The sequence below is a fragment of the Nonomuraea sp. NPDC000554 genome (assembly GCF_040300065.1).
GTDB lineage: Bacteria > Actinomycetota > Actinomycetes > Streptosporangiales > Streptosporangiaceae > Nonomuraea.
This window is the reverse complement of the sequence record NZ_JBEPDC010000002.1, coordinates 340,345-366,210: the sequence shown is the minus strand read 5'-3', so window position 1 is coordinate 366,210 and position 25,866 is coordinate 340,345. Positions and strand designations below refer to the sequence as shown.

Sequence of the window (25,866 nt, the reverse complement as noted above, 5' to 3'; positions counted from 1 at the left end):
AGTCCCGAGGAGCACAGCAAGGTCAGTCCTCGACGGGCTGGGTCTTGGCGCCGTTGAGGGCGCTGCCCTTCTTCCACTCGGTCCAGTTGAGCTGCCAGTAGCTCCAGCCGTTGCGCCAGTCGAGCTGGCGCTTGGTGCCGGTGATCTTGACGACGTCGCCGCGCTGGGCGATCGTGTAGAACCACTTGGCGCCGGCCGGGGTGGCGCGGACGCACCCGTGGCTCTGGTTGGAGCGGCCGAGGTACTGGTAGTAGCCCGCGCTCTGGTGGACGTACTCACCGCTGTCGGAGATCCGCACGGCCCACGGGATGCGCTCCTTGTAGTAGCGCGGGTCCTTCGGGTCCGTGACGCCCATCCAGGAGGACGTCATGACCTCCACCGGCTTCTTGCCCATCGTCAGGTGGACACCGCTGGTGGTGAGGTAGACGTCCACGCCGTTCTTGACCAGGCCGCCGCGGCCCGCGCTGATCGGGATGGACTTGACCAGCTTGCCGTCCCTGCGGACCTTCATCACGTGCCTGCGCGTGTCGACCACCGAGATGTTGGCCGCGCCGACCGCGAAGCGGCGGGTGACGTCCTTGGCGGCCTGGTTGCCGGGCAGCTGGCTGAGGCGGGCGGTGAACAGGACGTTCTGGTGCGGACGCCAGTAGGTCTTGGTCCGGTAGATGACCTTCCGGGCGGAGACCCAGCGCCAGGCGCCGTCGCTCGGCTTGTCGGCCTGGACCTGGAACAGGCCCTCGACGGCCGCCTTGTCCTGGACGTCACGGTCGAAGGTGACGATGATCGGGAAGCCGACCCCGACCTTCTCCTTCTCTTCCCCCATCGGGGTGATGTCGGCGATGTCGAGCTTGGCCTTCTTCGGCGCGGTGCTCGGCGTGGCGCTCGGCGTGGCGGCCTTGGGCGCGGAGCCTGCGGCGTGGGCCGCGTGGGCCACGGGGGCCACGGGGGCCGAGGCGGCGCGTGGAGCCGGGGGGCCGTCGGCCGAGCAGGCCGCCACGGTGACCGTGGCGGCCAGTGCCAGCAGCATCCGGGGGAGGGACATGAGGGGTTACTCCTGAGATATGTACGCGTTCACCTAGATAGACAAATAAAACGCGCCATATGACGGCGTACCAATGTAACGATCTTGTAACTGCTCGAAGTCCCATCCGGAGGGCCGCCGGATTTGCCGATCAAGCCAAGGCCGGCTCTCGGGCGCGGCCTTGGCCGGAGATGTGGCCACCACGGAGGTGGCGGCCACGGTTACCCGGTGAGTGCGGGCCCTACTTCGCGACGCTCACGCCGAACGGCAGCTCGATGCTGTCCGGAGCCTCGTCGTTTCCGTCCTTGAGCTCGGTCGTGACCTCGTCCGCCGACGGAGCCTTGATCTCGACCTTCGCGCCCCAGCCGCTGTAGCGGGTGTCGACGCTGAGGGTCGTGCCCTTGGCCGAGCTGCCCGCCAGAGCGGACATCGGGTAGGTGGTGACCAGCCTCGTGGGCAGGCCCTTGGCGTCGACGTCCAGCCGCCAGCTGATCTCGCTCTTGAGCTGCTTGGCGCTGGTCGAGATGAAGCCCATGCTGGAGCGGAACGACGGCGAGACCCGCTTCAGGTCGCCGAACGTGAGCTTGCCGGCGTAGCCGCCGGCCGTCGGCTTGGCGCCCTTGAACAGCGTCTTCAGCGTGGCCGGCTCGCCGATGTTCACGAGCTGGCCGTAGAGGCCGGTGAGGCCGCCGACCGGGCCCCTGGACACCTTGAACCAGGTCTTGCCCTCGGGCAGCATCGTCGCCCAGATGTTGCCGGACAGGTACGACGTGTTGCCGATCTTGATCGTGTGTTCCGGCTTCGTCATGGCGACGAGGAGCTCCGGCGCGTCCTCGGGGAAGTCGCTCGCCTTGAGGTTGAGCTTGCCGGTGGTGTCGGACGCCGCGACACCGATCTTGCTGAACTGCACCGTGCCGGAACGCCGGACGAAGACGTCGCGCATGTTGTTCGACGTCAGGGTGGTGCGCTCGGTCCACTTCATCCCCGTGCCGGGGACGAGCTGCTTCTGCACAGCCGTGACCGGGTTCTTCGGCGCTGCGGCGGGTGCGGCCTGCGCCGGGCCCGCGGCAATGACCGTAGCGGCCGAGGCTAATGCCAGGCCGGCGAGCATACGCTTCATGCGGTTTTCCTCTTTTGTAGAAGGGGGAGCCAGAAGATCTTGGCAACAAAAGATCACGAAAGAATCTCGCTGTGTGAAATTTCCTGCGCGATAGTTGTGGATATTTCGTGCAACAGGATCCGCCCGGCGAGATTTCCGGTCTTAATTGGGCGTTACGGGATGGTGTTGCCCTCGTCGTCCGGCGGAACGCTGACGTAGTCCCTGTCGATCGTGGACGGCGGCTTCAGGCCCTTCTTGGCCAGGTCCTTGAAGTCCACGACCTGCTCGGCGGGCGGGGCGGTCACGGTGATCGCGCTGCCCCAGTCGCTGTAGCGGGTCTCGGTCGAGACGTTGAGCGTGATCTTCTTCGTGACCTTCGTGCTCCACGAGATGGCGATCCGTTTGACCAGCTTCTGCGCGTCCAGCGTGAGACGCCAGGAGATGGCGTCCTTCGCCGACGTGCCGGTGGGCTTCGCGCCGGTCAGCTTGCGGAAGTCGGGGGAGAGCTTGTACAGCTGAGCGAACGTGATCGAGCCGCGGTACTGGTCGCCGCTCTTGCCCTTGGTCTTGCCCTTGGCCGTGGCCAGCAGGGTCTTGAGCGTGTCCGGCTCGAAGACGTTGATGATCTGGTCGGCGCCCGCCGCGGAGATGGGGGTGCCGGGCCAGCCGACCCAGAGCTTGCCGTCGGGGAGCAGTGAGGAGATCAGGCCGCCGTTGGCGTAGAGCCTGTTGCCCGCGCTGACCAGGTAGATGCGCTCGGTGAGGAGCTGAGCGGTGTCGCCGATGTCGTTGTTCTTCTCGGCGAGCTTCTCCAGCCGCTTGCGCATCTCGGGGCTGAGGGCCGGGGTGCGGGTGACCTGGGCTCCGGCGACGCCGTTGGCGTCGAAGGCGATCACGCCCTCCTTGAGGTCGCCCGCGTACTGCTCGCGGCCGATCCTGCTCGTCGTGGTCGAGGTCAGCTTGACGCCCTGACCGGCGACGAACTGCTTCTTCAGCGCCTTGACCGGGTCGGCCGAGGCCGCCGGTGCCGCCTGGGCAGGTCCGGCCGTGACGAGTGCGGCGGCCGTGGTCAGCGCCAGGCCGGCGAGAATTCGCTTCATCGAAGCTCCTTGCGGGGAGAACCCGGGTGCTGGCCCCGGGGGAATCGCGGCGTGTGCCGCACGCTGGCTCTGCCCTGGATTCAGGACGAGGCGAAAGGGATTCTGCCAAGCCAAGATCACGAGCGTGTCGCGTTCCACGAAACTCGTGCCCCGCGTGCGAAGAGGGTGAGATCACCGTCACATAACGGGATATCTCCGACCCGATGACCAGGGCAGGTCAAGCTTGGGGCTAGGCTTCACTGGCGGAAACGCCCGGCACGCACGGGGTGGCCCGGGCCGTCGAACATCAGTCGGAGAAGCAAGGACGGACCCTCGTGGACCTGTTCGAACATCAGGCGAAGGAGCTCTTCGCGGACTACGGCATCCCGGTGCCTCGCGGCATCGTTGCCAACACCGTTGAGGGGGTGCGCGCGGCCGCAGAGGAGCTGACGGGCCGCGTCGTCGTCAAGGCCCAGGTGAAGACCGGTGGGCGTGGCAAGGCGGGCGGCGTGAAGGTGGCCGACGACGCCGCCGACGCCGTCCAGAAGGCCGAGGCCATCCTCGGCATGGACATCAAGGGCCACACGGTCCACAAGGTGCTCGTGGAGGAGGCCAGCGCGATCGCGGAGGAGTACTACTTCTCCTTCCTGCTCGACCGCGCGAACCGTACCTTCCTCGCGATCTGCTCCGCCGCCGGCGGCATGGACATCGAAGAGGTCGCCCACAGCGCGCCGGAGAAGGTCGCCAAGGTGCCGGTCTCGGCGCTGAACGGCGTCGACCGCGCCAGGGCGCGCGAGATCGCGGCGGCGGGCGGGCTGCCCGAGAAGGCGCTCGACGGCGCCGCCGAGCTCATCGAGAAGCTGTGGTGCTGCTTCGTCGACGAGGACGCCACGCTGGTCGAGGTCAACCCGATGATCCTGTCGGCTGACGGCCAGGTGAAGGCCCTCGACGGCAAGGTCACCCTCGACGACAACGCCTCCTTCCGTCAGAAGGAGCACGAGTCCTACGCCGACAAGGCGGCCGAGGACCCGCTCGAGGCCAAGGCCAAGGAGAAGGACCTCAACTACGTCAAGCTCGACGGCGACGTCGGCATCATCGGCAACGGCGCGGGCCTGGTCATGTCCACCCTGGACGTCGTGGCCTACGCGGGCGAGGGGCTGCCCGGCAAGCCGTCCCCGGCGAACTTCCTCGACATCGGCGGCGGCGCGTCCGCCGAGGTCATGGCCGCCGGCCTGGAGATCATCCTCTCCGACCCCAGCGTGAAGTCGATCTTCGTGAACGTCTTCGGCGGCATCACCGCCTGCGACGCCGTGGCCAACGGCATCGTCGCGGCGTTCAAGCTGCTCGAAAGCCGCGGCGAGGCCGTCACCCACCCGCTGGTGGTGCGCCTCGACGGCAACAACGCCCTGCTCGGGCGGCAGATCCTGGCCGACGCCGCGCTCCCGCGCGTCGAGCTGGTAGACACGATGGACGACGCGGCCAAGCGTGCCGCCGAGCTCGCTGCGGTAGGTGTGTGACCCATGGCTATCTGGCTGACCGAGAACAGCAAGATCATCGTTCAGGGTATGACCGGCGGTGAGGGCACCAAGCACACCCGCCGCATGCTCGCGTCCGGCGCCCGCGTGGTGGGCGGCGTGAACGCCCGCAAGGCGGGCACCACGCACGAGGGCCTGCCGGTGTTCGGCACCGTCAAGGAGGCCATGGAGCAGACGGGCGCCGACGTGTCCGTCGTCTTCGTGCCCCCGGCCTTCACCAAGGACGCCGTCAAGGAGGCCATCGACGCGGAGATGCCGCTCTGCGTGGTCATCACCGAGGGCGTGCCGGTCCACGACTCGACCGCGTTCTGGGCGTACGCGGTGGAGAAGGGCAACAAGACCCGGATCATCGGGCCGAACTGCCCCGGCATCGCCTCGCCCGGGGCGTCCAACGCGGGCATCATCCCGGCCGACATCACCACCGCCGGGCGCATCGGGCTCGTCTCCAAGTCCGGCACCCTGACGTACCAGCTCATGTACGAGCTGCGCGACTTCGGGTTCTCGACCGCGGTCGGCATCGGTGGCGACCCCGTCATCGGCACCACGCACATCGACGCCCTCCAGGCGTTCCAGGACGACCCGGGCACCGACGCGATCGTCATGATCGGCGAGATCGGCGGCGACGCCGAGGAGCGTGCGGCGGCCTACATCGAGCAGCACGTCACCAAGCCGGTGGTCGCCTACGTCGCGGGCTTCACCGCCCCCGAGGGCAAGACCATGGGGCACGCCGGCGCCATCGTGTCGGGCTCGGCGGGCACGGCGCAGGCCAAGAAGGAGGCCCTGGAGAAGGTGGGCGTCCGGGTCGGCAAGACCCCGTCGGAGACGGCGCGCCTGATGCGCGAGATCATGCAGTCGCGCTGACCACTCGCACCCGGACGGCCTCGCCCGGCCGCGCTCCCCGCTTCCAGGGGGGCCGCCGCGCGGGGCCTTCCCTTTTCCGGGACTCATGAGGCCTCCCCGCGGGGCGGGGTAAGCCGGGAGTGGGGCGGCGGTAAAGAATCTTGAACGGGATAGTCGCCTACAAACCCGGCGGTGTGCGGCGCGTCAACTCCACGGGCGTCGAGAAAACTTGAGAAAATCGCCAACTGTGACCGCGCTTCTCGACCAGCTCCGGGCCGCCCCCCGTTCCGTACTCGGCAGGCTCCCCGGGGTCTCGGGCGGCGACGACGACGAGGCGCGGCGGCCGCTGCCCGTGTCCGGGATGCTGGCCGCCGCCTGCACGCTGGGCGCGGGCCTGGCCGTGCTGACCACGGTGACGATCGTGGGATGGATGGCCGCCCCCCGAGGCGCTCTGGGGGCGGGCCTGCCCGGCGTCTTCAGGACGGCGGCGCAGCTCTGGCTGGCCGCCCACCATGCGGGGTTCGCGTATCCGGGCGGCCGGGTCGGGCTGCTGCCGCTCGGGTTGATGGTGCTGCCCGCGGTGCTGCTGTACAAGGCGGGCCGGTGGATGGCCCGCGACGCCGACCTGCGGCTTCGGCTGCCTGCCCGGCTGCCGAAGGACAGCCCGCGCGAGGTGGCCAACGCCCGGCGGCGGGCGCAGCTCGTGCTGGTGGTGCAGGCGGGGGTGTCGCTGGCGGCCCCGTACGCGCTGCTCGCGGGGCTGATCGCGCTCGTCGCCAAGAACGATGTCACCCAGCCGTTCCTGGGTGAGGCGCTGCTCAGCCACTTCACGCTGGCGTTCGTGGCCGGGGTGCTGGCCACCGCGCGGACGATCGGGCCGTGGCGGGCGATGCTGCGGCTGCTGCCGGAGCGGGTGCGGGCGCTGGCCGTCGGCACGGCCGTCGCCACGGCGATCCTGCTGGCAGCGGGGCTGGCGCTGGTCCTGGTCGCCGTCGTGCTCAACTTCGGGCAGGTGAGCGAGCTGACCGGCATGCTCTCGCCGGGGGTCGTGGGCGGGGCGCTGCTGTTCCTGATGCAGGCGCTGTACCTGCCGAACGTGGTCGTCTGGGCGTCGTCCTACATCGCGGGCCCGGGGTTCGCGCTCGGCGGCGGCACCCTGGTCGCGCCGACGGGCGTGCAGCTCGGCACGGTGCCCATGCTGCCGCTGTTCGGCGCGCTGCCTGACAGCGGTCCCGCGCCGGCCTGGATGATGGCGGTGATCGCGCTGCCGTTCGCGGCGGGCGCCGTGGCGGGCGTGGTGGTCGCCAGGATCTCGCCGTCGCCCGCGTACGAGGTCGCGCCGCTGTGGGGGTTCTTCACCGGCATCTCGACGGGGCTGGTGGCGGCGCTGCTGGCGGCGCTGTCGGGCGGTCCGATCGGCGGCGGACGGCTCACCGCCATGGGTCCGTCGCCGTGGGAGGTCGCGCTCTCGGTGGGGCTGGAAGTGGGAGTCGCCGCGGGCATCTCGGCCGGTGTGGCCAACCTGCTGCTGTTGAACATGAAGGCGCGGGCCCCGCTCGACAAGGCCGCGGCGCCGGTGCGGAAGGCGGGGGCCGCGATCGCCAAGGCCGCCAGCAAGGTGGGGCTGGCCGAGGCCGATGCCCGCCCGCTGCCCGGTCACTGGATGGACGCCACCGAGGCGGAAACCCAGCCGATCCCGGTCATCCGCGACGACTGGCAGGACGAGCACGCCTCCGCCGAGGCCGAGACCCTCTTGCAGGCGCGTCCGCGTCCTGCCGAGCAGCCGCGCCCGCCGCGCAAGGACATCGTGGACGAGTCCGACGACAGAGGCGGCAAGGTCATCTACCTCGACCCCTACGCCTGGGACCGCGACTAGGGATCTTCGCCGGCGAACGGCAATCCCGTCCCAACATTCCTCGAAGAACTGTCGCGGCCCGCTCGTGTCCTCCTTCGCGACTTCGCCTCACGCCCATGCTGGGTGGGCTCGCCAAGTCACCTTCAGCGAAGGAGAGTTCATGAGCGCACGCTCAAGACAAGCCGCAGTCGTCGTCTGCGCGGCGTTGCTGGCCGTCTCGGGGATGAGCGCGACCGCCAACGGGCAGACCTCCGCCACCGCGGAGACGTCCCCCAGCTCGTCGGCGCAGGGGGTGAGGAACACCCCCGCGAAGAGGATCCTCGGTTACTGGACCAAGAGGCGCATGCGCGCGGCCACGCCGGAGCCGATCCCGGCGGTCACGGTCGCGACGCAGCAGACCCAGCCCAGCAACGTCCTGCCGGGCCGTACGGTGCAGGGCACGCTGCCGCAGCGGAAGATCGCGCGTACCGGCGCGAGGTCCGTGTCGGCGCGTGTCGGCTCGCACGCCGAGCGCTGGTACGGCCAGGGGAACATGCCCGCCCGCACCATCGGCAAGATCTACTACCGACGCAACGACGGCACCCCCGGCTACTGCTCGGGCAGCGTGATCAACGCGGGCAACCGGAACACCGTCTGGACGTCCGGCCACTGCGTGCACGCGGGCGGTGGCGGCGCCGCGAACTGGTTCAGCGACTTCATCTTCGTCCCCGACACCGACAACGGCCAGGAGCCCCAGGGCCGGTGGACGTGGCGGTACGCGAACACCACGCTCGGCTGGTACAACGACCACAACTGGAGCTACGACATCGCGGCCATCGCCTTCAACCCGCAGCCGCTGCGCGGCAATCTGCAGGACTGGCTGGGGTCGCAGGGCTACAAGTTCGGCTCCGGCCAGGTCTTCCCCAACGTCTACGCCTTCGGCTACCCGCAGGACGGCTTCAACCGCACCGACTTCACCGGCAACAACCTGTGGTACTGCACCGGCAGCACCTGGCGGAACAGCGCTTCCGACGACCGCATGAACATGAGCAACGACATGTTCCACGGTTCCAGCGGCGGCCCCTGGCTGGAGGACCTCCAGGTGAGCCGGGGCTGGGGCTACATCGTCGGGGCCAACAGCCACCGTGACGTCGACGCGAACGGTAACCCGACCAGCATCGTCTACCGGTCGCCCAACCACGGCGACGGCGCCATCAACGTCTACAACGACGTGACCGCGCACTAGCGCGGGCCGCACGGGCGAGGGGCCGTACGCTCCTCGCCTTCCCGCCGTCAGCCCGGGGTGGCCTCGTTCATCCGCTGCGGAGTCCAGTAGGACGAGATCTCCTGCGGCGAGCGGGTGCTGCGCACGCCCGTGGCCGCCTCGTCGGGGCCGGCGCTGCGCGCGACCGCGACGGCCGCTCCCGCCAGGACGAGGGCAGCGGCGATCACCAACGCGGTGACGGCCCTCCTGCTCATGCCCCCCATGCTACGCCAGGCGCCCGGCGACGCCCGGCCTGCGCGCCCGCTCAAGAACGGCGCTCAAGCGCGCGCCCGCTCAAGAACGGCGCTCAAGCGCGCGCCCGCCCAGCGGGACGGCGCCGCTAGGGCTGCACCGCCCCCAGCAGTTGCAGCACGTCGGCGGGGAGCTTGCGCTGCGCGGCCTCCCTGAACTGGGCGAAGCACTCGCCCTGCGACGAGACCGTGCCCGCGCCCTTCATGCACTCCTGGTAGGCCGAGTACTCGTCCATCAGGTAGAGCTGGAGCGCCGTGGCCATCGCGGACAGTGCGAGCGCGACCGAGGAGACGACGATGCCGCCCACGGCCATGCCCGTGGAGCGGCCCGCGTCCTTCAGCACGGGCAGCGCGCGAACCCCCGCCATCAGCGCGAACCCCGCCATGACCAGCCCGGCCAGTGGCAGCATGAACGTCATGGCCAGCGCTGCGACGGACAACCAGATCGCTCGGCGGCCCGCGGAATCAGCGGGCTGCGGGCCTGCCGGCGCCTGCACCGGTGTCGACACCTGACCTCCTCTGCCTCGCCGGACCGAGGGAGCAGATACGCTGGCAGCCTCACCCCCGGTTTCACCTTGGGAGTTCGCGTGTCAAAGGCTGGGCGGCTCGTCGTCCTCGTCTCCGGCTCTGGAACCAACCTACAGGCCCTTCTGGACGCTTCGGCCGACCCGGCGTACGGAGCCAGTGTGGTTGCTGTCGGCGCCGACAGGGACGGCATTGAAGGGCTGGCGAGGGCCTCGCGGGCTGATGTGCCAACTTTTGTGGAAAGGATGGGCGACTACGCGTCCCGAAGCCAATGGGATGTCGCGATCGCCGAGCGGATCGCCGCGTACGAGCCCGACCTGGTGGTCTCCGCGGGGTTCATGAAGATTCTCGGCGCTCCGACGCTGAAGAACTTCCCCGTCGTCAACACCCATCCCGCCCTGCTGCCCTCGTTTCCCGGTGCGCACGGGGTGCGCGACGCGCTCGCCCACGGGGTCAAGGTCACCGGCTGCACGGTGATGCTGGCCGACGCGGGGGTCGACACCGGGCCGATCATCGCGCAGGAGGCGGTCGCCGTCCTGCCCGACGACGACGAGCACACCCTGCACGAGCGCATCAAGACCGTCGAGCGCCGCCTGCTCGTCGAGATCGTCGGCCGGATGGTCCGAGAGGGCTGGACGGTCAGCGGACGAACCGTCCGCATTGGCAACTGAATCAGGAGGATCACGTGACACGCATCGCCATCCGGCGCGCGCTGATCGCGGTGTACGACAAGACCGGGCTCGAGGAGCTGGCCAGGGCCCTCGACAGTGCGGGCGTGGAGATCGTCTCGACCGGTGGCACGGCCGCCGCGATCGCGTCCCACGGGATCCCCGTGACGAAGGTCGAACAGCTCACCGGGTTCCCGGAGTGCCTCGACGGGCGGGTCAAGACGCTGCACCCGCGCGTCCACGCCGGGCTGCTCGCCGACCTCACCAAGCCGCACCACGTGGCCCAGCTGGACGAGCTGGAGATCGACCCGTTCCAGCTCGTGGTGGTCAACCTCTACCCGTTCCAGGAGACGGTGGCGTCCGGTGCGACCGACGCCGAGTGCGTCGAGCAGATCGACATCGGCGGGCCCGCGATGATCCGCGGCGCCGCCAAGAACCACGCGACCTGCGCGGTCGTGGTCGATCCCCGCTTCTACGGCGACGTGCTGTCCGCGCTCGGCGAGGGCGGGTTCACGCAGGCCGAGCGCAAGCGGCTGGCCGGCATCGCCTACGCCCACACCGCCGCGTACGACGTCGCGGTGGCGTCCTGGTTCTCCAGCACGTACGCCAAGGACGACACCGGCTGGCCCGCGTTCCTCGGGGCGGCGCGCACCCGCAAGGCGGTGCTGCGTTACGGCGAGAACCCGCACCAGGCGGCCGCCCTCTACACCAACGGGCAGGGCGGGCTCGCCGAGGCCGAGCAGCTGCACGGCAAGGACATGTCGTACAACAACTACCTCGACTCCGACGCGGCCTGGCGGGCCGCCTGGGACTTCACCGACCCGTGCGTGGCGATCATCAAGCACCAGAACCCGTGCGGCATCGCGGTCGGCGCCGATCTGGCCGAGGCGCACCGCAAGGCGCACGCGTCCGACCCGGTGTCGGCGTACGGCGGCGTGATCGCGGTCAACGGCGAGGTCACCGGTGAGCTGGCCCGGCAGATCGCCGGCGTGTTCACCGAGGTCGTGGTGGCCCCCTCCTACAGCGACGAGGCGCTGGAGGTGCTCACCGGCAAGAAGAACCTGCGGCTGCTGCGTTGCCCGACGCCGCCGGCGGAGGCGGCCGAGTTCCGCAGGATCGACGGCGGGCTGCTGCTGCAGACGGTCGACCGGATCGACGCGGTGGGCGACTCGCCCGACCGCTGGCAGCTCAAGGCCGGCGAGCCCGCCTCCCCCGAGATGCTCGCCGACCTCGTCTTCGCCTGGCGGGCGTGCCGGTCGGTGAAGTCCAACGCGATCCTGCTGGCGTCCGACAGGGCGACCGTGGGCGTCGGCATGGGGCAGGTCAACCGGGTCGACTCCTGCCGGCTCGCGGTCGCGCGGGCGGGGGAGCGGGCGGCGGGCTCGGTGGCGGCGTCCGACGCGTTCTTCCCGTTCCCCGACGGGCCGGAGGTGCTGATCGAGGCGGGCGTGAAGGCCATCGTGGAGCCGGGCGGGTCCGTCCGCGACCAGGAGGTCATCGACGCGGTGGAGAAGGCGGGCGTCACGCTCTACTTCACCGGCGCGCGGCACTTCTTCCACTAGGGACGCCCACAGGGGCGGCACGCGCGTCGTGTCGCCCTTGTACGGAAGCGCGGCGAGCATCCTCGGAGTCCGGTTAGCCTGTGTGCCCTGCCGTCCGCTTCCCCCGGAGTCCTCGCCATGGCACTGCTCGATCCCGCCCTGCACGCGTTCGTGACCCTGAACGGCATCGCCACGAGCCCCTTCATGCTCGTGGTGCTCGCGTTCATCGGCGCCTATCTCGGCGCGCGGGCGGTCGAGTTCATCCCGTTCACCCGCCGCATCCTGGAGCGGCGCGCTCAGGCCGCTGCCGAGCGGGAGTAGTCCCAGGCCAGCTTGGCCGCCCCGGCGAGCCCGGCCCGCACCCCGAGCGTGGTCGGCTTCACCTGGACGGCCCTGACGAACGGCAGCCCGCCGATGTCGTCCAGCGCCCGCGCCAGCGGGTCGAACAGGACGGGCCCGGCCGCCGAGACGCCGCCGCCGATGACGACCGTCGACACCTCCGTCGCCGCCGCCGTCGACGCGATCATCGCGGCGAGCGCCCTCGCGCCCCGCTCGAACGCCGCCACCGCGACCTCCTCGCCCGCCGCGGCGTCGCGGGCGAGCGCCCTGGCGTCCGCGGGCTCCCCGTCGGGGGCCTGCCAGCCGTTGGCGAGGGCCCAGCGGGTCAGATTCGGGCCACTGGAGTAGCGTTCGACGCAGCCGCGTCCGCCGCACTCGCAGCGCTCTCCGTACGGGTCCACGGTCATGTGACCGACATGTCCGGCATTTCCGCTACGGCCGAGCAGCGGGACGCCGTCGATCACCAGCCCGCCGCCGATCCCGGTGGACACCACGATGCCCAGCAGCGCCGCGCTGCCCCGGCCCGAGCCGAGCCAGTGCTCTCCCAGGGCCATGCACTGCGCGTCGCCCGCGAGCACCACCGGCAGGCCGGTCAGCTTCCGCACCTCCTCGCGCAGGGGGAAGCCGCGCCAGCTCGGCATGTTCACCGGGCTCACGGTGCCCGCCTCCAGGTCCAGCGGCCCGGCGCAGCCGATGCCCACAGCCCCGGGCGCTGGGCCGTCGCCGGTCACCTCCTCGACGAGCGCGGCCAGCGCGGACATCACGTCCGCCCGCGGGGTCGGCCGGGTGGCGGAACGCGCGACGGAACCGGCCTCGTCCACCAGTGCGGCGGCGAGCTTGGTTCCTCCGATGTCGATGGCGAGTACGCAGGTCATCTCAGTGCTCGTGGGGGTTGTCGGGCCGGCGGGGGCCGCCAGGTTCGAGTGGCAACGAGACCTCCGTGAACGCGCGAGCCGGGCGAGCGCCACACTATTGCCTTCCAAGATCAATGACAACGATGTCAATGGGACCGCGCGTGCACGTACCGGAGGAAGGCATGCGAGGATTGCGAGACATGAGCGCAGTGAAACTCGACGGCAAGGCGACCGCCGCAAAGATCAAGGCAGACCTCGCGACCAGGGTGGCCGCGCTCAAGGCCCGAGGCATCACGCCCGGCCTGGGCACCGTGCTGGTCGGCGACGACCCCGGCAGCCAGATCTACGTCGCGGGCAAGCACCGCGACTGCGCCGAGGTCGGCATCGCCTCCATCCGCGTCGACCTCCCCGAGACCGCCACCCAGCAGGAGGTCGAGGCGGCCATCGACGAGCTCAACGCCTCGCCGGAGTGCACCGGCTACATCGTCCAGCTCCCGCTGCCCAAGCACCTCGACACGATGGCCCTGCTGGAGCGGATGGACCCGGCCAAGGACGCCGACGGCCTGCACCCGGTCAACCTGGGCCGCCTCGTCCACATGGTCGAGGCGCCGCTGCCCTGCACGCCGCACGGGATCGTGCTGCTCCTGCAGGAGTACGGCGTGCCGATCAAGGGCGCCGACGTCGCCGTCGTCGGGCGCGGCATCACCGTGGGCCGCTCGCTCGGCCTCCTGCTGACCCGGCGCAGCGAGAACGCCACCGTGACCCTCTGCCACACCGGCACCCAGAACCTCGCCGAGCACGTCCGCCTGGCCGACATCGTGGTGGCGGCGGCGGGCGTGCCCGGGCTGATCACCCGCGACATGGTCAAGCCGGGCGCGGCCGTGCTCGACGTGGGCGTCTCCAGGGTCGACGGCAAGATCGCCGGCGACGTAGCCCCCGACGTGGCGGAGGTCGCGGGCTTCCTCACCCCCAACCCCGGCGGCGTCGGCCCGATGACCCGGGCCCTCCTGCTGTCGAACGTGGTCGAGGCCGCGGAACGCCTCTGACGCGCCCCCAGCTAGCGGAGCCGGTAGCGGTCGGTGGCGTCCCTGGTGGCGCGGATGGCGGCGTCGGCCCGGTCGTAGGTGCGCTGCGCCAGGCCGACGAAGATGCAGTCGACGATCAGGAGCTGGCTGATCCGGCTGGCCAACGCCCCTGGACGGAACGCGGTCTCCCGGCCCGCCGACACGAGCGTGTGATCGGCCAGCTCAGCCAGCGACGAGCGCGGGTTGTTGGTGATCGCCACCACCAGCGCCCCCGCCTCCGCGGCCGTCCGTGACGGCACCAGGACGTCCGGCGTCTCGCCGCTGCAGCTGATCGCCACCACCACGTCGCCGCTCCTGAGCAGGGCCGCGCTGGTCAGCGCCAGATGGGCGTCGCTGAACGGGTGGCTGGACAGGCCGATCCGCAGCAGCTTCTGCGACATGTCCGCGGCCACCAGGCCGGACGCGGCGACGCCGTACACGTCCACCCTGCGGGCGTCCGCGATGGCCGAGACGACCTCGCCGAGCCGGTCGGGGTCGAACTGCGCGGCCGTGTCGGCCAGCGCCTCCGACTCGGCCCGCGCCACCTTGGCGATCACGTCCGTGAGCGGGTCGTCCGGGCCGAGGTCGCCGGGCACCAGCCGCTCGGGCTCCTTGGCCACCGCGGCGGCCAGGGCGAAGCGCATCTGCGAGTACCCGGCGAAGCCGAGCGCGCGGGCGGTGCGCACGATCGTCGCCTCGCTCGTCCCGGACACCGCGCTGAACTCGGTGATGGTGCTCCGCACGACCAGGCCGGGGTCGTCCAGGATGATGCGGGCGATGGCCTGCGCCGCGGGGGTGAGGGACGGCAGCACCGCCCGCACCGCCGCGACGGGGCTGGCGAACTCGCTCATCCTGGCCCCCGCTTCCAGCGCCCGATCATCTTGTGAGCCATTCGGCAGCCGCCTGTGCTGAGACGCGGGAGATGCCGTGGGTGGCGACGTAGGCGCCCCCGGCGGGCGCATCGGGGATGCCGGTGTCGACCACGATCACGTCCGGACGCGCCCGCACGGCCTGCGCCACCCTGTCGCGCACCCACGGGTGGCGGGCGGCGTCGTGCACCACCAGCACCACGGGACGCTCGTCGAACGGCGGCAGCTCGCCTTCGGCCTCCATCTGCAGCCTGGCGGTGCCGGGAAGCAGCGCGGTGAGCGCCGCCGTGATGCCCGTCGGCGTGGACGGGTCCACCGCCTTGCTGAAGCGCGTGTTGACCTCGATGACCAGCGGCGGAGCGCTCAGCCTGGTGGCGCCGGCCGTGGTCAGCGCGGCCCTGGCGGCCTCCAGGCCGACGCCCTCGTCCACGTCGGCGCGGGCCTCGTCACGCAGCGCGGCCTGCCGTCCGTACCAGGTGGACAGCGCGGCGACCCGCGAGGCCGCCTCGGCCAGCCGCTCCTCGGGCAGGACGCCCGAGCGCACCGCCGCCACGACGGCGTCGCGGATCTCGTGCAGGCTCTGTTCGGTGGACAGACCCACGCAGATGGCGTCGACGCCCGCGTTCAGCGCCCGCACGGTGATCTCGCCAGGGCTGAACATGGACGCGACCGCCTGCATCTCGATCGCGTCGGTGACCAGCATCCCCTCGAAGCCGAGCTCGTCCCTGAGCAGCTCGGTCATCATGGCGCGGCTCAGCGTCGCGGGCATCGACGGGTCGAGTGCGGGGATGAGCAGGTGCCCCGACATGATCGACTGGACGCCGGCCTCGATCGCGGCCCGGAACGGCGGCAGGTGGCGTTCGAAGAGCTCCTCGCGGGAGGCGTGCACGGTGGGCAGCGCCAGGTGCGAGTCGGTGACCGTGTCGCCGTGGCCGGGGAAGTGCTTGGCGCAGGCGGCGACCCCGGCGCCCTGCACCCCCTTGACGTAGGCGACCGTGTGCCGGGAGACGAGGTCGGCCGTGGGGCCGAAGGAGCGGACTCCGATCACGGGGTTGGCCGGGTTGGAGTTGACGTCGGCCGACGGCGCGTAGTCCAGCGTGATGTCGGACTCGGCGAGCATCCGGCCGATCTGGCGGCCGACCCGCTCGGTGAGCTTCACGTCGTCCACCACGCCCAGCGCCCGGTTGCCGGGGAAGGAACTGCCGGAGTGGACTTCAAGCCGGGTGACCGCGCCGCCCTCCTCGTCGATCGCCACGACGGCACCCGGATTCTCGGCCCTGAACTGACGTACGAGCTGCTCGTCCGGGTTGTTGCGGGCGAACAGCACGAGGCCGCCGAGGCCCTCGCCGAGCGCCCGGCGCATCCAGTCGGGGGCCGATGCCTCTTCATAGCCCGGCTGGAGCACTGCCATCGCGAGTTGGTACAGGTCAGCGGTCATGCGGCATTTTCCTTCACGGTTGTTGATCTGAAGGTAATTTTCTGTCATCGTCGCCCTCGACACAACCACATCCGAGAGGCCACCCCCCATGCCCAGCAGAAGGACCCTCCTGAAGGGCCTCGCCCTCGCCGCCGCCGCCTCGGCCGTGCCACTCCCCGCCTTAGCCGACGCCTCAGCCGACGCCTACGTCCCGCCGCTGCGGCAGATGCGCGGCATGTGGATCGCGTCCGTCGCCAACATCAACTGGCCGTCCAAGCAGGGCCTGACCGTCGAACAGCAGAAGGCCGAGTACCTCGCCTGGCTCGACCTGGCCGTGCAGCGCAAGCTGAACTCCGTCTTCGTACAGATCAGGCCGACCGCCGACGCGTTCTGGCCATCGCCCTTCGAGCCCTGGTCGCACTGGCTGACCGGCACCCAGGGGCAGGACCCCGGCTACGACCCGCTCGGCTTCGCCGTGGAGGAGACCCACAAGCGCGGCCTCTCCTTCCATGCCTGGTTCAACCCGTACCGCGTGTCGATGCAGACCGACCCGTCCAAGCTGCACCCCGACCACCCGGGACGCAAGCACCCTGACTGGATCCTGCCGTTCGGCGGCAAGCTCTACTACAACCCGGGCATGCCCGAGGTGCGCAAGTTCTGTCAGGACGCGATCATGGACGCGGTCACCCGCTACGACATCGACGGTCTGCACTTCGACGACTATTTCTACCCGACGAGCACCACTGCCTTCGACGACAGCGCCACGTTCGCCAAGTACGGCGCCGGCTTCCCCGACCTGGCCAGCTGGCGGCGCAACAACGTCGACCTGATGGTCTCGGAGATGCAGCAGCGCGTCCGCGAGGCCAAGCCGGAGGTCGCCTGGGGCATCAGCCCGTCCGGCATCTGGCGGAACAAGGGCACCGACCCGCTCGGCTCCGACACCAAGGGCGGTCAGTCCTACGACGACCTGCACGCCGACACCCGGGGCTGGGTGAAGAAGGGCTGGCTCGACTACATCGCGCCGCAGCTCTACTGGTACATCGGCCAGCCGCCCGCCGACTACTCCAAGCTGGTCCCGTGGTGGTCCGGAGTGGCCGACGGCACCGGCACCCTGCTCTGGATCGGCCAGGCCGCCTACAAGGCGGGCGACCCCGCCCAGACCGCGCCGGAGTGGAAGGACCCGGCCGAGCTGTCCAAGCACCTCACGCTCAACCGCGACCACCCGCAGGTCTCGGGCGACATCTGGTACAACGCCAACGACCTGCGCGCCGACCGGATCGGCTCCATCAGCACCGCCGTCAACGACCACTACACCCGGCCCGCGCTCGCCCCGGTGCTGCCCAGGCTCGCGGGCGGCCAGGCGCCGCGCCGCCCCGTGCTGGCCTACGCCCTGCGGCGCTCGGGCGGGGTCGAGGTGCGCGCGGTCGCCACCGGCCGGGACGAGCCGTTCCAGTTCGCCATCTTCCGGTTCCCCGGCCACGCGCCCGCCGACGGCTTCGCCGACGCCCGCAACCTGGTGGCGGTCGTGCCAGGCGACCGGCAGGTCCGCTGGACCGACCCCGACGGGAAGCAGGGTGACCACTACTACGTGGTCGCCGTGGACCGGGCCAACCGGACCAGCGACCCCAGCCACGGCTTCCGGGTCGTCTAGGTCTACGAGCCCGAGGCGGGTTCCGGCCAGCGCCGGAGCCCGCATCGGACCGTCACGGCCGAGATCCGCAGGACCGTCTCGTGGCATGCCGCGCACGCGTACGCGCACGGTGACGCCAGGCTCCGGTCCTTTCACGCTGCCGGAACCCCTCGCCGAAGCCCCGGTCGCGATCCGGTTCCTAGGAAGCCCTGCGCCCGGCCGCCGACGGCTGCTCGGCCGAGGAACCCGTCCGCTGTGGTGGCACCACGGGGGTGGGGCGTACCAGGCCCAGCGCGACGACCTCGTTGGCCAGCCGCGTGCGCCGGTTGGTGCCCTCGGGGATCCTGAACTTCTGGTACAGCCGCAGCAGGTGCTGCTTGACCGCGGCCTCGGTCACGACCAGATCGTCGGCGATCTCGCGCGCGGTCGCCGGGGCGACGAACGCCTCGTCCGACAGCGCCGGCCTGCAGAGCGAGGTGAGGACGTCGACCTCGCGCCTGGTCAGCTCGGGCGCCGCGGCCCTGCGAAGCTCCACCTCGGGGGTGAAGTCCTCGCGGGGGATGCCGCCGATGCGCCCGCGGGCCGCGCCGAAGGAGACGACGTCGCCGTCGTCGAGCACCCTCCGGGCGATCGGCCTGCCGTTCACCCGCGTGCCGTTGCGGGACAAGCCCAGGTCAACGACGTACAGGTAGGGTCCTCGCCTGACGAACTCGGCATGGAGTCGAGACACGCTCGGGTCGGTGAGCCGGATGTCGACACCGCGGCCCCTTCCCACCGTCGTGATCTCGGGGCGCAACGGGACCACCTCGCCGGTGTCCTCGATGCGTATGAACGGCCCCTCCACTGGCGGTTCCTTCCCTTGTGAGGCAGCGTATGAACGGCACGCCTCCTCCTGGGCACGGCAGTTCCTCCCCAGGTAGCCCGCCGTAACTATTACTACAGCTGCGGCTTACCCAAACGAGGGGATGCGGAATCTCCTTTGCCATAAGGAGAATCCGTCGTGAAATTGGTCTGGACCTTTGCGGACGGTTTTGCCTGCTCACGGGTAGACTTCGGACGAAGATAAGCGGAGGAAACACTCATGGCGGACAAGCCCACGAAAGGCCTGGCCGATGTCGTAGCCGCGTCCACAGCGCTCAGCGACATTGACGGGAAGGCCGGTCGTCTCTTCTATCGGGGATACGACATCCACGATCTTGCCGGCCGCGCGACGTTCGAAGAGACCGCCCACCTGCTCCAGCGAGGCAGGCTCCCCAACCGCGAGGACCTCAGGACGTACGAGGAGGAGCTCGCCCGCGGCCGGGAACTCGGCGCCCTCGTCTCCACGAACGTCGAGGAGATCGCGGAGAAGCAGAAACCCATGGAGGCGCTGCGCTCGCTGGTCTCCCTGTCCGGTGCGGACGACCCGGACAAGGACTCCATCGCCCCCGACGCCAACCTGCGCAAGGCCGCCCGGCTCACCGCACAGCAGCCCCTGCTCGTGGCGCGCTACCACGCCGCCCGCACCGGCGGCAGCGTTCCCACCCCTGATCCCTCGTTGAGCATCGCGGCGAACTTCCTCCTCGAGGTCACCGGCCACATGCCGGAGCAGCGCGAGGTCGAGATCTTCGACACCTGCCTGGTGCTGCACGCCGACCACACCATGAACGCCTCCACGTTCGCCGCCCGCGTGTGCGCCGCGACCCTGTCGGACATGCACTCCGCCATCGTGGCCGCCATCGGCACGCTCAAGGGCCCGCTGCACGGCGGGGCGAACGAGCAGGTCATGAAGACGCTGGAGTCGCTCTCCCCCTCGGGCGTGGGGCAGGCCGTCCGCGACAAGCTCGCGGCGGGCGAGAAGATCATGGGCTTCGGCCACCGCGTCTACAAGACCGAGGACCCCCGGGCGACGCACCTTCGCAGGATGTCCGCGGAGCTGGCCGAGGCGTCCGGCGACGACACGTATTACCGGATGTCCAAGGAGATGGAGGAGGTCGTCTTCGAGACGAAGGGCCTCTATCCGAACGTCGACTTCTACGCCGCGACGGTCTACCACTACCTCGGAATCCCGACCGATCTGTTCACGCCGGTCTTCTCAATCAGCCGCATGTCGGGATGGACCGCACACGTAATCGAGCAACACGCTGACAACCGGCTGATCCGCCCCGACAGTGAATACATCGGTGAGCGTGACCAGAAGTGGAAGCCGATCGACGAACGTTGAGCCAGGACACCGAACGCGAGAGCTGGGGACCGTACCCGATCATTCTGGCGGGTGCGGTCATCGGCGTGGGCGTGACCTATTTCATGGACCCGCGGTGGGGCGGGTTCGCGCTGGGCGCCGTCGTCATGGTGGCAGCCGCGCTCCGCTTCGCCGGGTACGCGGGCCAGCTCGCCGTCCGCAGCAGGAAGACGGACGTCCTCACGCTGGGCCTGTTCGGCTTCGTCCTGGTACTGACCTCGCTCATCCTGGGCAACGACGAGCTCAAGGGGATCATCCTGTCCCTTTTCGCCCGGTGAACGGTCGGTCCGATAGCCTCAACGCATCGATTCATTGAAGGGGAACCATTCGCATGCCCAAGATCAAGGTGGAGGGTCCTGTCGTCGAGCTTGACGGCGATGAGATGACCCGGATCATTTGGCAGTTCATCAAGGACCAGCTGATCCTTCCCTACCTCGACGTCGACCTGAAGTACTACGACCTCGGCATCGAGCACCGCGACGCCACGGACGACCAGGTGACGATCGACGCCGCCAACGCCATCAAGAAGTACGGCGTGGGCGTCAAATGCGCCACCATCACCCCGGACGAGGCGCGTGTCGAGGAGTTCGGCCTCAAGAAGATGTGGAAGTCCCCCAACGGGACCATCCGCAACATCCTCGGCGGCGTGATCTTCCGCGAGCCGATCATCATGTCCAACGTGCCGCGGCTGGTACCCGGCTGGACCAAGCCGATCGTCGTCGGCCGTCACGCCTTCGGCGACCAGTACCGCGCCACCGACCTGAAGATCCCCGGCGAGGGCACGCTCACCCTGACCTACACGCCGAAGGACGGCTCCGAGCCGATCGAGCTGGACGTCTACGACTTCCCCGGCGCCGGCGTCGCCCTGGCGATGTACAACCTCGACGAGTCGATCCGCGACTTCGCCCGCGCCTCGATGCGTTACGGCCTCGCCCGCAACTACCCCGTCTACCTCTCCACGAAGAACACCATCCTCAAGGCCTACGACGGCCGCTTCAAGGACATCTTCGCCGAGGTCTACGAGACCGAGTTCAAGGCCGACTTCGAGAAGGCGGGTCTCACCTACGAGCACCGCCTCATCGACGACATGGTCGCCGCCGCGCTCAAGTGGGAGGGCGGCTACGTCTGGGCCGCCAAGAACTACGACGGCGACGTCCAGTCCGACACCGTCGCTCAGGGCTTCGGCTCGCTCGGCCTGATGACCTCCGTCCTGATGACGCCCGACGGCCGCACCGTCGAGGCGGAGGCCGCGCACGGCACCGTCACCCGGCACTACCGCGAGCACCAGAAGGGCAACCCCACCTCCACCAACCCGATCGCCTCGATCTTCGCGTGGACCCGTGGGCTCGCCCACCGCGGCAAGCTCGACGAGACCCCCGCGGTGACCGAGTTCGCCAACACCCTGGAGCAGGTCTGCATCGAGACCGTCGAGAGCGGCCAGATGACCAAGGACCTGGCGCTCCTGGTCGGCGGCGACGCCAAGTGGCTCACCACCCAGGACTTCCTGGCGGCGCTCGACGAGAACCTCAAGAAGAAGATGGCCTGACGGTCGAATACGGCCTCTACCTGCGGTTGCGCCGCAAGGTGGGGGCCGTTTCGCCTGCCTGGGCCGTCTGCGGGCCGTCACGGCCGTCTGAAGATCGCGAATGTGCCGGAGGTAACGTCCCGACTCCAGCGTTCCGACTTCAGCGGCCCGGCGAGGTCGATGGCCCGCTGGCAAGCCTCGGTGCCCTGGTTGTGATCTCGGTTGGTCAGTCGTGCCGGGGGATGCTGGAGACCTCGTGATCGGCGTGGAAGAGCGCTTCGTTGATCACTGCTCGGACGTGCGCGTCCCGGGCGCGGTACAGCACGCGGCGGCCCTCTCGGCGGGTTTGCACCAGCCCGGCGAGCCGCAGTTTGGCCAGGTGCTGGGAGACCGACGGCCTCGCCACCTCGATCGCCGTGGCGAGGGATCCGACGTCGTATTCGCCGGCCGCCAGCAGCCACATCAGCCGCAACCGGGTGGCGTCGCTGAGCATGCGGAACGCCTCGACGGCGGCCTCCACCTGCGCGCTTGTCGGTTGCTCCTGCGGCGAGCTTGCACCTGATTCGTTGTCGCGTGCGTACATGACTACATATAATCCGCACAGACGGAGTCGATCGCAAGCGAGGTGGACGAATGACGGATCCGAATCCCCACCAGAGCGGTCACGGACACGGTCATGGACATGGGCATGGTGGCGGGGGCAAGCGGCTGCTGTCGAAGATCGGCCACGCCTTCACCCCGCACAGTCATGACAGCGCGGACAAGACCGATACCGCGTTGGAGTCGAGCAGCCGCGGCATGCGTGTGCTCGCCGTCTCGTTCGCCGTGCTCATGGTCACCGGGCTCGTCCAGGCGGTCATCGTGGTCTTCTCCGGCTCGGTCGCGCTGCTGGGCGACACGCTGCACAACTTCGCCGACGCCTTGACGGCGGTCCCGCTGGCCATCGCCTTCTCGCTGGGACGGCGGGCGGCCACGCGCCGTTTCACCTACGGGTACGGCAGGGCCGAGGACCTGGCCGGGATCGTCATCGTGCTGCTCATCGCCGCGTCGGCCGCCTTCGCGGGCTACGAGGCGGTCAAGCGGCTGATTCAGCCCGAGAACGTGCAGGCGCTCGGCTTGGTGGCGGTGGCCGGCGTGGTCGGTTTCCTCGGCAACGAGTGGGTGGCCCGCTACCGGATCAGGGTCGGCCGCGAGATCGGCTCGGCCGCGCTGGTGGCCGACGGGCTGCACGCCCGCACCGACGGCTTCACCTCGCTGGCTGTGCTCCTCAGTGCGGGTGGCGCGGCGCTCGGTTTCCCGCTCGCCGACCCGATCGTCGGCCTGCTCATCACGGTGGCCATCGTGTTCGTGCTGCGGGACGCGGCCCGCGAGATCTACCACCGGCTGATGGACGCGGTAGACCCCAAGCTGATCGCGCAGGCCGAGCGCATCCTGGCCGGCGTGCCCGGGGTCAAGCGGGTCGGTTCGGTGCGGTTGCGCTGGATCGGTCACGCGCTGCGGGCGGAGGTCGAGATCGCGGTGCGCCACGACCTGTCGCTCATCGAGGCGCACGCGGTGGCGGTGGAGGCCGAGCATCGGCTCATTCACGAGCTGCCGCGGCTGCGCGCCGCCACGGTGCACGCCGACCCTGACGGCCCGGTCGGCACCGATCACCACGCTGTGCTCGTCGCGCACCGGTAGCGATCCGGCGGCTTGCAGAGCCGGTGCCGGAGGGGGACCTGCCCGTCATACTCTCCTACGTCCGTGCCCGGCGGCCCGCAGCCTGAAGTGGGCTGTCCTGGGCAGGCCGACGATGACGGACGTTGATCGACGGTGACGGCTGTGACGCACGTCGGCGCGGTACCCGGCACATGCCTTCCACGTCAGCGGAACGGTCTGACGGTCCCTCAAGGGGAAAAGGCCTGACCGTCCTTCGTCAAGGGCGGCCCTTTTCGCTGTTCAAGACCATGTCTTGGGTTTCGGCGAGCGTGGCGCGGTTGATCATCTGGGTAGGAGCCTCCCGTAGGAGTCGTACGTCTCGGGGGGTTCGGATGCGACTGCGTTTCATGGGTGGAGTGGGTGTGCTCGCGGTCGCTGTGATCGCGAGCGGGTGCGGCTCGGAGCACTCCGCCGCCCCGGTGGCCACCGCCAAGGCCAACACGGCGGCCCAGCTCAAGCAGGCCAAGGCGGCCAAGGCCGCCGCCGCTGCCAAGGTCAAGGCCAACGAACTGGGGCAGATCCCGGTGCTCATGTTCCACCGGGTCATCAAGAACCCGGCGACGACGGACGACCGCACGCCCGAGCAGTTCCGCGCCGACCTCGATCGACTGGTGCGCGACGACTACGTCCCGATCACCGCCGCCGAGTTCGTCACCGGCAAGATCGACATCCCGGCCGGGAAGCACCCGGTGGTCCTCACCTTCGACGACTCCTCGCCGTCGCAGCTCACGCTCGACGAGATGGGCACGGTCAAGGCCGACACTGCCGTGGCGATCCTGCGCGAGGTCGCGGCCAAGCACCCGGGCTTCCGTCCGGTGGCGACGTTCTACGTGACGCGCGACATGTTCGGCAAGACCGTCCGCGAGGAGCAGGCGCAGGCGCTGGGCTGGCTCAGGGACAACGGCTTCGACATCGGCAACCACACCCGCGACCACGTCAACCTCCGCGGACGCCCGCAGAAGGACGTCGAGGAGCAGATTGGAGCGATCCAGAAGCAGATCACCTCGCTCGTCAACGTCAAGCCGATCACGCTGGCCCTTCCGTACGGCAACCAGCCGACCAACAAGGAATGGGCGATGCACGGCAAGTTCGGCGACGTGACCTACCGCAACAGCGGCGTCTTCCTGGCCGGCTACACCCCGGCGCCGTCGCCGTTCAGCAAGTCCTTCGACCCGATGGGCATCCCGCGCATCCGCGCCATGGACAAGAAGGGCGACTGCGTCCAGTTCTGCTCCATCGCCTGGCTCGACTGGCTCAACCACAACCCGGACATGCGGTACACGTCCGACGGTGACGTGCGAACGGTCGCCTACCCCAAGTTCAAGACCCCGTTCCTGCGCACCTCGTTCACCACCTGGTCCCTGCCGTACTAGCGGACCGCGAACGTGATGCCCGCCTGCTGGAGGCGGTTGATGAGGGGGCGGCCCATCGCGGACGCCGTGGTGAGCTGGCCCGACAGCCTGGGGACGTCGTCGAAGGCCAGGCAGAGGGCCGAGTGGGCGAGCATCTTGGCGGTCTCGTCGTAGCCGGGGTCGCCGCCTGACACCTCGGTGACCACCCGCCGCCCGCCTCCCTCGCCGAGGAAGGTGACCTTGAACCAGGACTTCGCGCGCTGCTCGGGGGTGGGGCCGTCGCCCGGCCTGACCCGGTTCTGGATCCACTCGCGCGCCCGGGGGATCTGCGCGACGGTCACCAGGGCCGCGGCTCCCACCGCCGTGAACAGGGCCGCCGGCAGGCGCCTGACCGCGTAGTACTGGCGGTAGGTGAAGTCCGGGCCGTAGCGGTCGAGCAGGCGGGCGGAGCGGCCGACGATCTGCGGGTCCAGGCTGGGCATCGGCAGCGCCCAGCCGCCCACGTAACGGAGGCCGCCGGGGAGCGCGCTGATCCTGCGCCCGCGCGGGCGGGGCTCGGCAGAACGGCGCTGCGTGCCCTGCTCCAGCATCTGGCGCGGACGGGAGAAGATCGACATGGCCGAGGCCACGGTGCCGCCCGAGGGCCGCATCCCGCCCCGCAGGAACCCGCTCACCCTGAGCGGCACCCCCTCCGGCAGCTGCTCGACCGTGAACAGCACGCCGAGGTCGTAGGGGATCGAGTCGAAGCCGCACGCGTGCACGATCCTGGCGCCGCTCCGCTCGGCCATCGCGTGGTAGCGGACGTACACGCGGTCGACGAACTCGGCCTCGCCTGTGAGGTCGAGGTAGTCGGTGCCGGCCTCGGCGCACGCGGCCACCAGCGGCTCGCCGTGCCGTACGTACGGGCCGACGGTCGTGGCGACCACCCGCGCCTGCCGGGCGATCGCCGCCAGCGAGGCGGGGTCGCCGGCGTCGGCGACCAGGATCGGCACGCCGAGGCCGAGCGCCTCCAGCTTGGCGCGGTCGCGTCCGGCCACCGCCCAGCGCACGTGCGGCCCCGCGACCTCGGCGAGGTAGGCGGCGGTCAGCGCCCCGGTGAAACCGCTCGCGCCGAACAGGACGATGTCGTAAGCGCGCTCCATGATCGTCAAGGCTCCCTTCGCCGGCGGGCGGGCGCAATGTGTTTCCGCTCACCTTCCCTGACGGTCAGGATGTGTGCGGGAGCAAACCGTGACGTCAC

At 70.0% G+C, this 25,866-nt stretch carries 25 protein-coding genes; 14 read left to right on the top strand and 11 right to left on the bottom strand.

Annotated elements, in window-relative coordinates; all coding sequences use genetic code 11:
- Positions 1–22: 22 nt before the first annotated feature.
- The 3 genes from ABT294_RS05625 to ABT294_RS05615 form a co-directional block, all read right to left on the bottom strand.
- A complete protein-coding gene (locus ABT294_RS05625; RefSeq protein WP_350803789.1) occupies positions 23–1,042 on the bottom strand; it encodes a L,D-transpeptidase in 1,020 nt (339 codons plus the stop codon).
- Between the two features lie 220 nt (positions 1,043–1,262).
- On the bottom strand, positions 1,263–2,141 hold the full coding sequence (locus tag ABT294_RS05620) for a hypothetical protein (RefSeq protein ID WP_350803788.1): 879 nt from the start codon (positions 2,139–2,141) through the stop codon (positions 1,263–1,265).
- Positions 2,142–2,293: 152 nt separating this feature from the next.
- On the bottom strand, positions 2,294–3,220 hold the full coding sequence (locus ABT294_RS05615) for a hypothetical protein (protein ID WP_350803786.1): 927 nt from the start codon (positions 3,218–3,220) through the stop codon (positions 2,294–2,296).
- A gap of 314 nt (positions 3,221–3,534) precedes the next feature.
- Between ABT294_RS05615 and sucC the strand changes: the two genes are divergently transcribed.
- The 4 genes from sucC to ABT294_RS05595 all read left to right on the top strand — a co-directional run bounded on the left by sucC (position 3,535) and on the right by ABT294_RS05595 (position 8,654).
- Complete coding sequence (gene sucC / locus ABT294_RS05610) at positions 3,535–4,716, top strand: ADP-forming succinate--CoA ligase subunit beta (protein WP_350803783.1); 1,182 nt, start codon at positions 3,535–3,537, stop codon at positions 4,714–4,716.
- A 3-nt stretch (positions 4,717–4,719) separates the two neighbouring features.
- Positions 4,720–5,595 (top strand): succinate--CoA ligase subunit alpha, encoded by an 876-nt coding sequence (gene sucD, locus ABT294_RS05605; protein ID WP_350803782.1) that lies wholly within the window; start codon positions 4,720–4,722, stop codon positions 5,593–5,595.
- 226 nt (positions 5,596–5,821) lie between these two features.
- On the top strand, positions 5,822–7,450 hold the full coding sequence (locus ABT294_RS05600; protein WP_350803781.1) for a cell division protein PerM: 1,629 nt from the start codon (positions 5,822–5,824) through the stop codon (positions 7,448–7,450).
- Between the two features lie 139 nt (positions 7,451–7,589).
- Positions 7,590–8,654 (top strand): trypsin-like serine peptidase, encoded by a 1,065-nt coding sequence (locus tag ABT294_RS05595; RefSeq protein WP_350803780.1) that lies wholly within the window; start codon positions 7,590–7,592, stop codon positions 8,652–8,654.
- Positions 8,655–8,701: 47 nt separating this feature from the next.
- Here the strand turns inward: ABT294_RS05595 and ABT294_RS05590 are convergent, their stop codons facing one another.
- A complete protein-coding gene (locus tag ABT294_RS05590) occupies positions 8,702–8,887 on the bottom strand; it encodes a hypothetical protein (RefSeq protein WP_350803778.1) in 186 nt (61 codons plus the stop codon).
- Between the two features lie 125 nt (positions 8,888–9,012).
- Complete coding sequence (locus ABT294_RS05585) at positions 9,013–9,432, bottom strand: hypothetical protein (RefSeq protein ID WP_350803775.1); 420 nt, start codon at positions 9,430–9,432, stop codon at positions 9,013–9,015.
- 78 nt (positions 9,433–9,510) lie between these two features.
- On the opposite strand from ABT294_RS05585, the gene purN reads away from it, so the two are divergent.
- From purN to ABT294_RS05570, 3 genes are all read left to right on the top strand, one after another.
- Entirely contained in the window at positions 9,511–10,119 is a 609-nt protein-coding gene (gene purN, locus ABT294_RS05580) for a phosphoribosylglycinamide formyltransferase (RefSeq protein WP_350803773.1), read from the top strand.
- A gap of 14 nt (positions 10,120–10,133) precedes the next feature.
- Positions 10,134–11,678 carry a bifunctional phosphoribosylaminoimidazolecarboxamide formyltransferase/IMP cyclohydrolase gene (gene purH, locus ABT294_RS05575; RefSeq protein ID WP_350803772.1) on the top strand — a complete coding sequence of 515 codons (1,545 nt, stop codon included), beginning with the start codon at positions 10,134–10,136 and terminating at the stop codon, positions 11,676–11,678.
- 117 nt (positions 11,679–11,795) lie between these two features.
- Positions 11,796–11,978 carry a hypothetical protein gene (locus tag ABT294_RS05570; protein ID WP_350803771.1) on the top strand — a complete coding sequence of 61 codons (183 nt, stop codon included), beginning with the start codon at positions 11,796–11,798 and terminating at the stop codon, positions 11,976–11,978.
- Here ABT294_RS05570 and ABT294_RS05565 read toward each other — a convergent pair.
- Entirely contained in the window at positions 11,954–12,871 is a 918-nt protein-coding gene (locus ABT294_RS05565; RefSeq protein ID WP_350803769.1) for an ROK family protein, read from the bottom strand. The two genes, ABT294_RS05570 and ABT294_RS05565, sit on opposite strands and share 25 nt — an antisense overlap.
- Positions 12,872–13,050: 179 nt before the next feature.
- On the opposite strand from ABT294_RS05565, the gene ABT294_RS05560 reads away from it, so the two are divergent.
- Positions 13,051–13,896 carry a bifunctional methylenetetrahydrofolate dehydrogenase/methenyltetrahydrofolate cyclohydrolase gene (locus ABT294_RS05560; protein ID WP_350803768.1) on the top strand — a complete coding sequence of 282 codons (846 nt, stop codon included), beginning with the start codon at positions 13,051–13,053 and terminating at the stop codon, positions 13,894–13,896.
- 11 nt (positions 13,897–13,907) lie between these two features.
- On the opposite strand, the gene ABT294_RS05555 is transcribed toward ABT294_RS05560, so the two are convergent.
- Together ABT294_RS05555 and ABT294_RS05550 are read right to left on the bottom strand one after the other, a co-directional pair.
- Complete coding sequence (locus tag ABT294_RS05555) at positions 13,908–14,765, bottom strand: MurR/RpiR family transcriptional regulator (RefSeq protein ID WP_350803767.1); 858 nt, start codon at positions 14,763–14,765, stop codon at positions 13,908–13,910.
- Between the two features lie 25 nt (positions 14,766–14,790).
- The gene (locus tag ABT294_RS05550) at positions 14,791–16,221 is read right to left on the bottom strand and encodes a glycoside hydrolase family 3 protein (RefSeq protein WP_350803766.1); all 1,431 of its coding nucleotides are present in this window, start codon (positions 16,219–16,221) and stop codon (positions 14,791–14,793) included.
- 88 nt (positions 16,222–16,309) lie between these two features.
- Between ABT294_RS05550 and ABT294_RS05545 the strand changes: the two genes are divergently transcribed.
- Positions 16,310–17,851, top strand: coding sequence for a glycoside hydrolase family 10-like protein (locus ABT294_RS05545; RefSeq protein WP_350803764.1), 1,542 nt, complete (start codon positions 16,310–16,312; stop codon positions 17,849–17,851).
- A 178-nt stretch (positions 17,852–18,029) separates the two neighbouring features.
- On the opposite strand, the gene ABT294_RS05540 is transcribed toward ABT294_RS05545, so the two are convergent.
- Positions 18,030–18,674, bottom strand: a complete 645-nt coding sequence (locus ABT294_RS05540) for an FHA domain-containing protein (RefSeq protein ID WP_350803761.1) — start codon at positions 18,672–18,674, stop codon at positions 18,030–18,032.
- 237 nt (positions 18,675–18,911) lie between these two features.
- On the opposite strand from ABT294_RS05540, the gene ABT294_RS05535 reads away from it, so the two are divergent.
- Genes ABT294_RS05535 through ABT294_RS05525 form a run of 3 tightly spaced genes read left to right on the top strand, consistent with a single transcriptional unit; the run spans position 18,912 to position 21,597 of the window.
- Positions 18,912–20,033 carry a citrate/2-methylcitrate synthase gene (locus tag ABT294_RS05535; protein ID WP_350803760.1) on the top strand — a complete coding sequence of 374 codons (1,122 nt, stop codon included), beginning with the start codon at positions 18,912–18,914 and terminating at the stop codon, positions 20,031–20,033.
- A complete protein-coding gene (locus ABT294_RS05530; protein ID WP_350803758.1) occupies positions 20,030–20,329 on the top strand; it encodes a DUF3017 domain-containing protein in 300 nt (99 codons plus the stop codon). The genes ABT294_RS05535 and ABT294_RS05530 overlap by 4 nt, the downstream gene beginning before the upstream one ends.
- Before the next feature lie 53 nt (positions 20,330–20,382).
- Entirely contained in the window at positions 20,383–21,597 is a 1,215-nt protein-coding gene (locus ABT294_RS05525) for an NADP-dependent isocitrate dehydrogenase (protein WP_350803757.1), read from the top strand.
- 205 nt (positions 21,598–21,802) lie between these two features.
- Here the strand turns inward: ABT294_RS05525 and ABT294_RS05520 are convergent, their stop codons facing one another.
- Positions 21,803–22,159 carry an ArsR/SmtB family transcription factor gene (locus ABT294_RS05520; RefSeq protein ID WP_350803756.1) on the bottom strand — a complete coding sequence of 119 codons (357 nt, stop codon included), beginning with the start codon at positions 22,157–22,159 and terminating at the stop codon, positions 21,803–21,805.
- A gap of 50 nt (positions 22,160–22,209) precedes the next feature.
- Between ABT294_RS05520 and ABT294_RS05515 the strand changes: the two genes are divergently transcribed.
- On the top strand, positions 22,210–23,256 hold the full coding sequence (locus ABT294_RS05515; RefSeq protein ID WP_350803755.1) for a cation diffusion facilitator family transporter: 1,047 nt from the start codon (positions 22,210–22,212) through the stop codon (positions 23,254–23,256).
- A gap of 380 nt (positions 23,257–23,636) precedes the next feature.
- Positions 23,637–24,647 (top strand): polysaccharide deacetylase family protein, encoded by a 1,011-nt coding sequence (locus ABT294_RS05510; protein ID WP_350803753.1) that lies wholly within the window; start codon positions 23,637–23,639, stop codon positions 24,645–24,647.
- Here the strand turns inward: ABT294_RS05510 and ABT294_RS05505 are convergent.
- Positions 24,644–25,768: a saccharopine dehydrogenase family protein gene (locus ABT294_RS05505; protein WP_350803751.1), complete on the bottom strand. Its 1,125-nt coding sequence runs from the start codon at positions 25,766–25,768 to the stop codon at positions 24,644–24,646. The genes ABT294_RS05510 and ABT294_RS05505 overlap by 4 nt on opposite strands.
- Between the last annotated feature and the right edge of the window lie 98 nt (positions 25,769–25,866).

Excerpts from the sequence above, each read along its gene's own strand:
- ABT294_RS05625 (WP_350803789.1), bottom strand. The coding sequence starts at position 1,042 with ATGTCCCTCCCCCGGATGCTGCTGGCACTGGCCGCCACGGTCACCGTG.
- ABT294_RS05620 (WP_350803788.1), bottom strand. The coding sequence starts at position 2,141 with ATGAAGCGTATGCTCGCCGGCCTGGCATTAGCCTCGGCCGCTACGGTC.
- ABT294_RS05615 (WP_350803786.1), bottom strand. The coding sequence starts at position 3,220 with ATGAAGCGAATTCTCGCCGGCCTGGCGCTGACCACGGCCGCCGCACTC.
- sucD (WP_350803782.1), top strand. The coding sequence starts at position 4,720 with ATGGCTATCTGGCTGACCGAGAACAGCAAGATCATCGTTCAGGGTATG.
- ABT294_RS05595 (WP_350803780.1), top strand. The coding sequence starts at position 7,590 with ATGAGCGCACGCTCAAGACAAGCCGCAGTCGTCGTCTGCGCGGCGTTG.
- ABT294_RS05590 (WP_350803778.1), bottom strand. The coding sequence starts at position 8,887 with ATGAGCAGGAGGGCCGTCACCGCGTTGGTGATCGCCGCTGCCCTCGTC.
- ABT294_RS05570 (WP_350803771.1), top strand. The coding sequence starts at position 11,796 with ATGGCACTGCTCGATCCCGCCCTGCACGCGTTCGTGACCCTGAACGGC.
- ABT294_RS05565 (WP_350803769.1), bottom strand. The coding sequence starts at position 12,871 with ATGACCTGCGTACTCGCCATCGACATCGGAGGAACCAAGCTCGCCGCC.
- ABT294_RS05560 (WP_350803768.1), top strand. The coding sequence starts at position 13,051 with ATGAGCGCAGTGAAACTCGACGGCAAGGCGACCGCCGCAAAGATCAAG.
- ABT294_RS05555 (WP_350803767.1), bottom strand. The coding sequence starts at position 14,765 with ATGAGCGAGTTCGCCAGCCCCGTCGCGGCGGTGCGGGCGGTGCTGCCG.
- ABT294_RS05550 (WP_350803766.1), bottom strand. The coding sequence starts at position 16,221 with ATGACCGCTGACCTGTACCAACTCGCGATGGCAGTGCTCCAGCCGGGC.
- ABT294_RS05545 (WP_350803764.1), top strand. The coding sequence starts at position 16,310 with ATGCCCAGCAGAAGGACCCTCCTGAAGGGCCTCGCCCTCGCCGCCGCC.
- ABT294_RS05535 (WP_350803760.1), top strand. The coding sequence starts at position 18,912 with ATGGCGGACAAGCCCACGAAAGGCCTGGCCGATGTCGTAGCCGCGTCC.
- ABT294_RS05525 (WP_350803757.1), top strand. The coding sequence starts at position 20,383 with ATGCCCAAGATCAAGGTGGAGGGTCCTGTCGTCGAGCTTGACGGCGAT.
- ABT294_RS05520 (WP_350803756.1), bottom strand. The coding sequence starts at position 22,159 with ATGTACGCACGCGACAACGAATCAGGTGCAAGCTCGCCGCAGGAGCAA.
- ABT294_RS05515 (WP_350803755.1), top strand. The coding sequence starts at position 22,210 with ATGACGGATCCGAATCCCCACCAGAGCGGTCACGGACACGGTCATGGA.
- ABT294_RS05505 (WP_350803751.1), bottom strand. The coding sequence starts at position 25,768 with ATGGAGCGCGCTTACGACATCGTCCTGTTCGGCGCGAGCGGTTTCACC.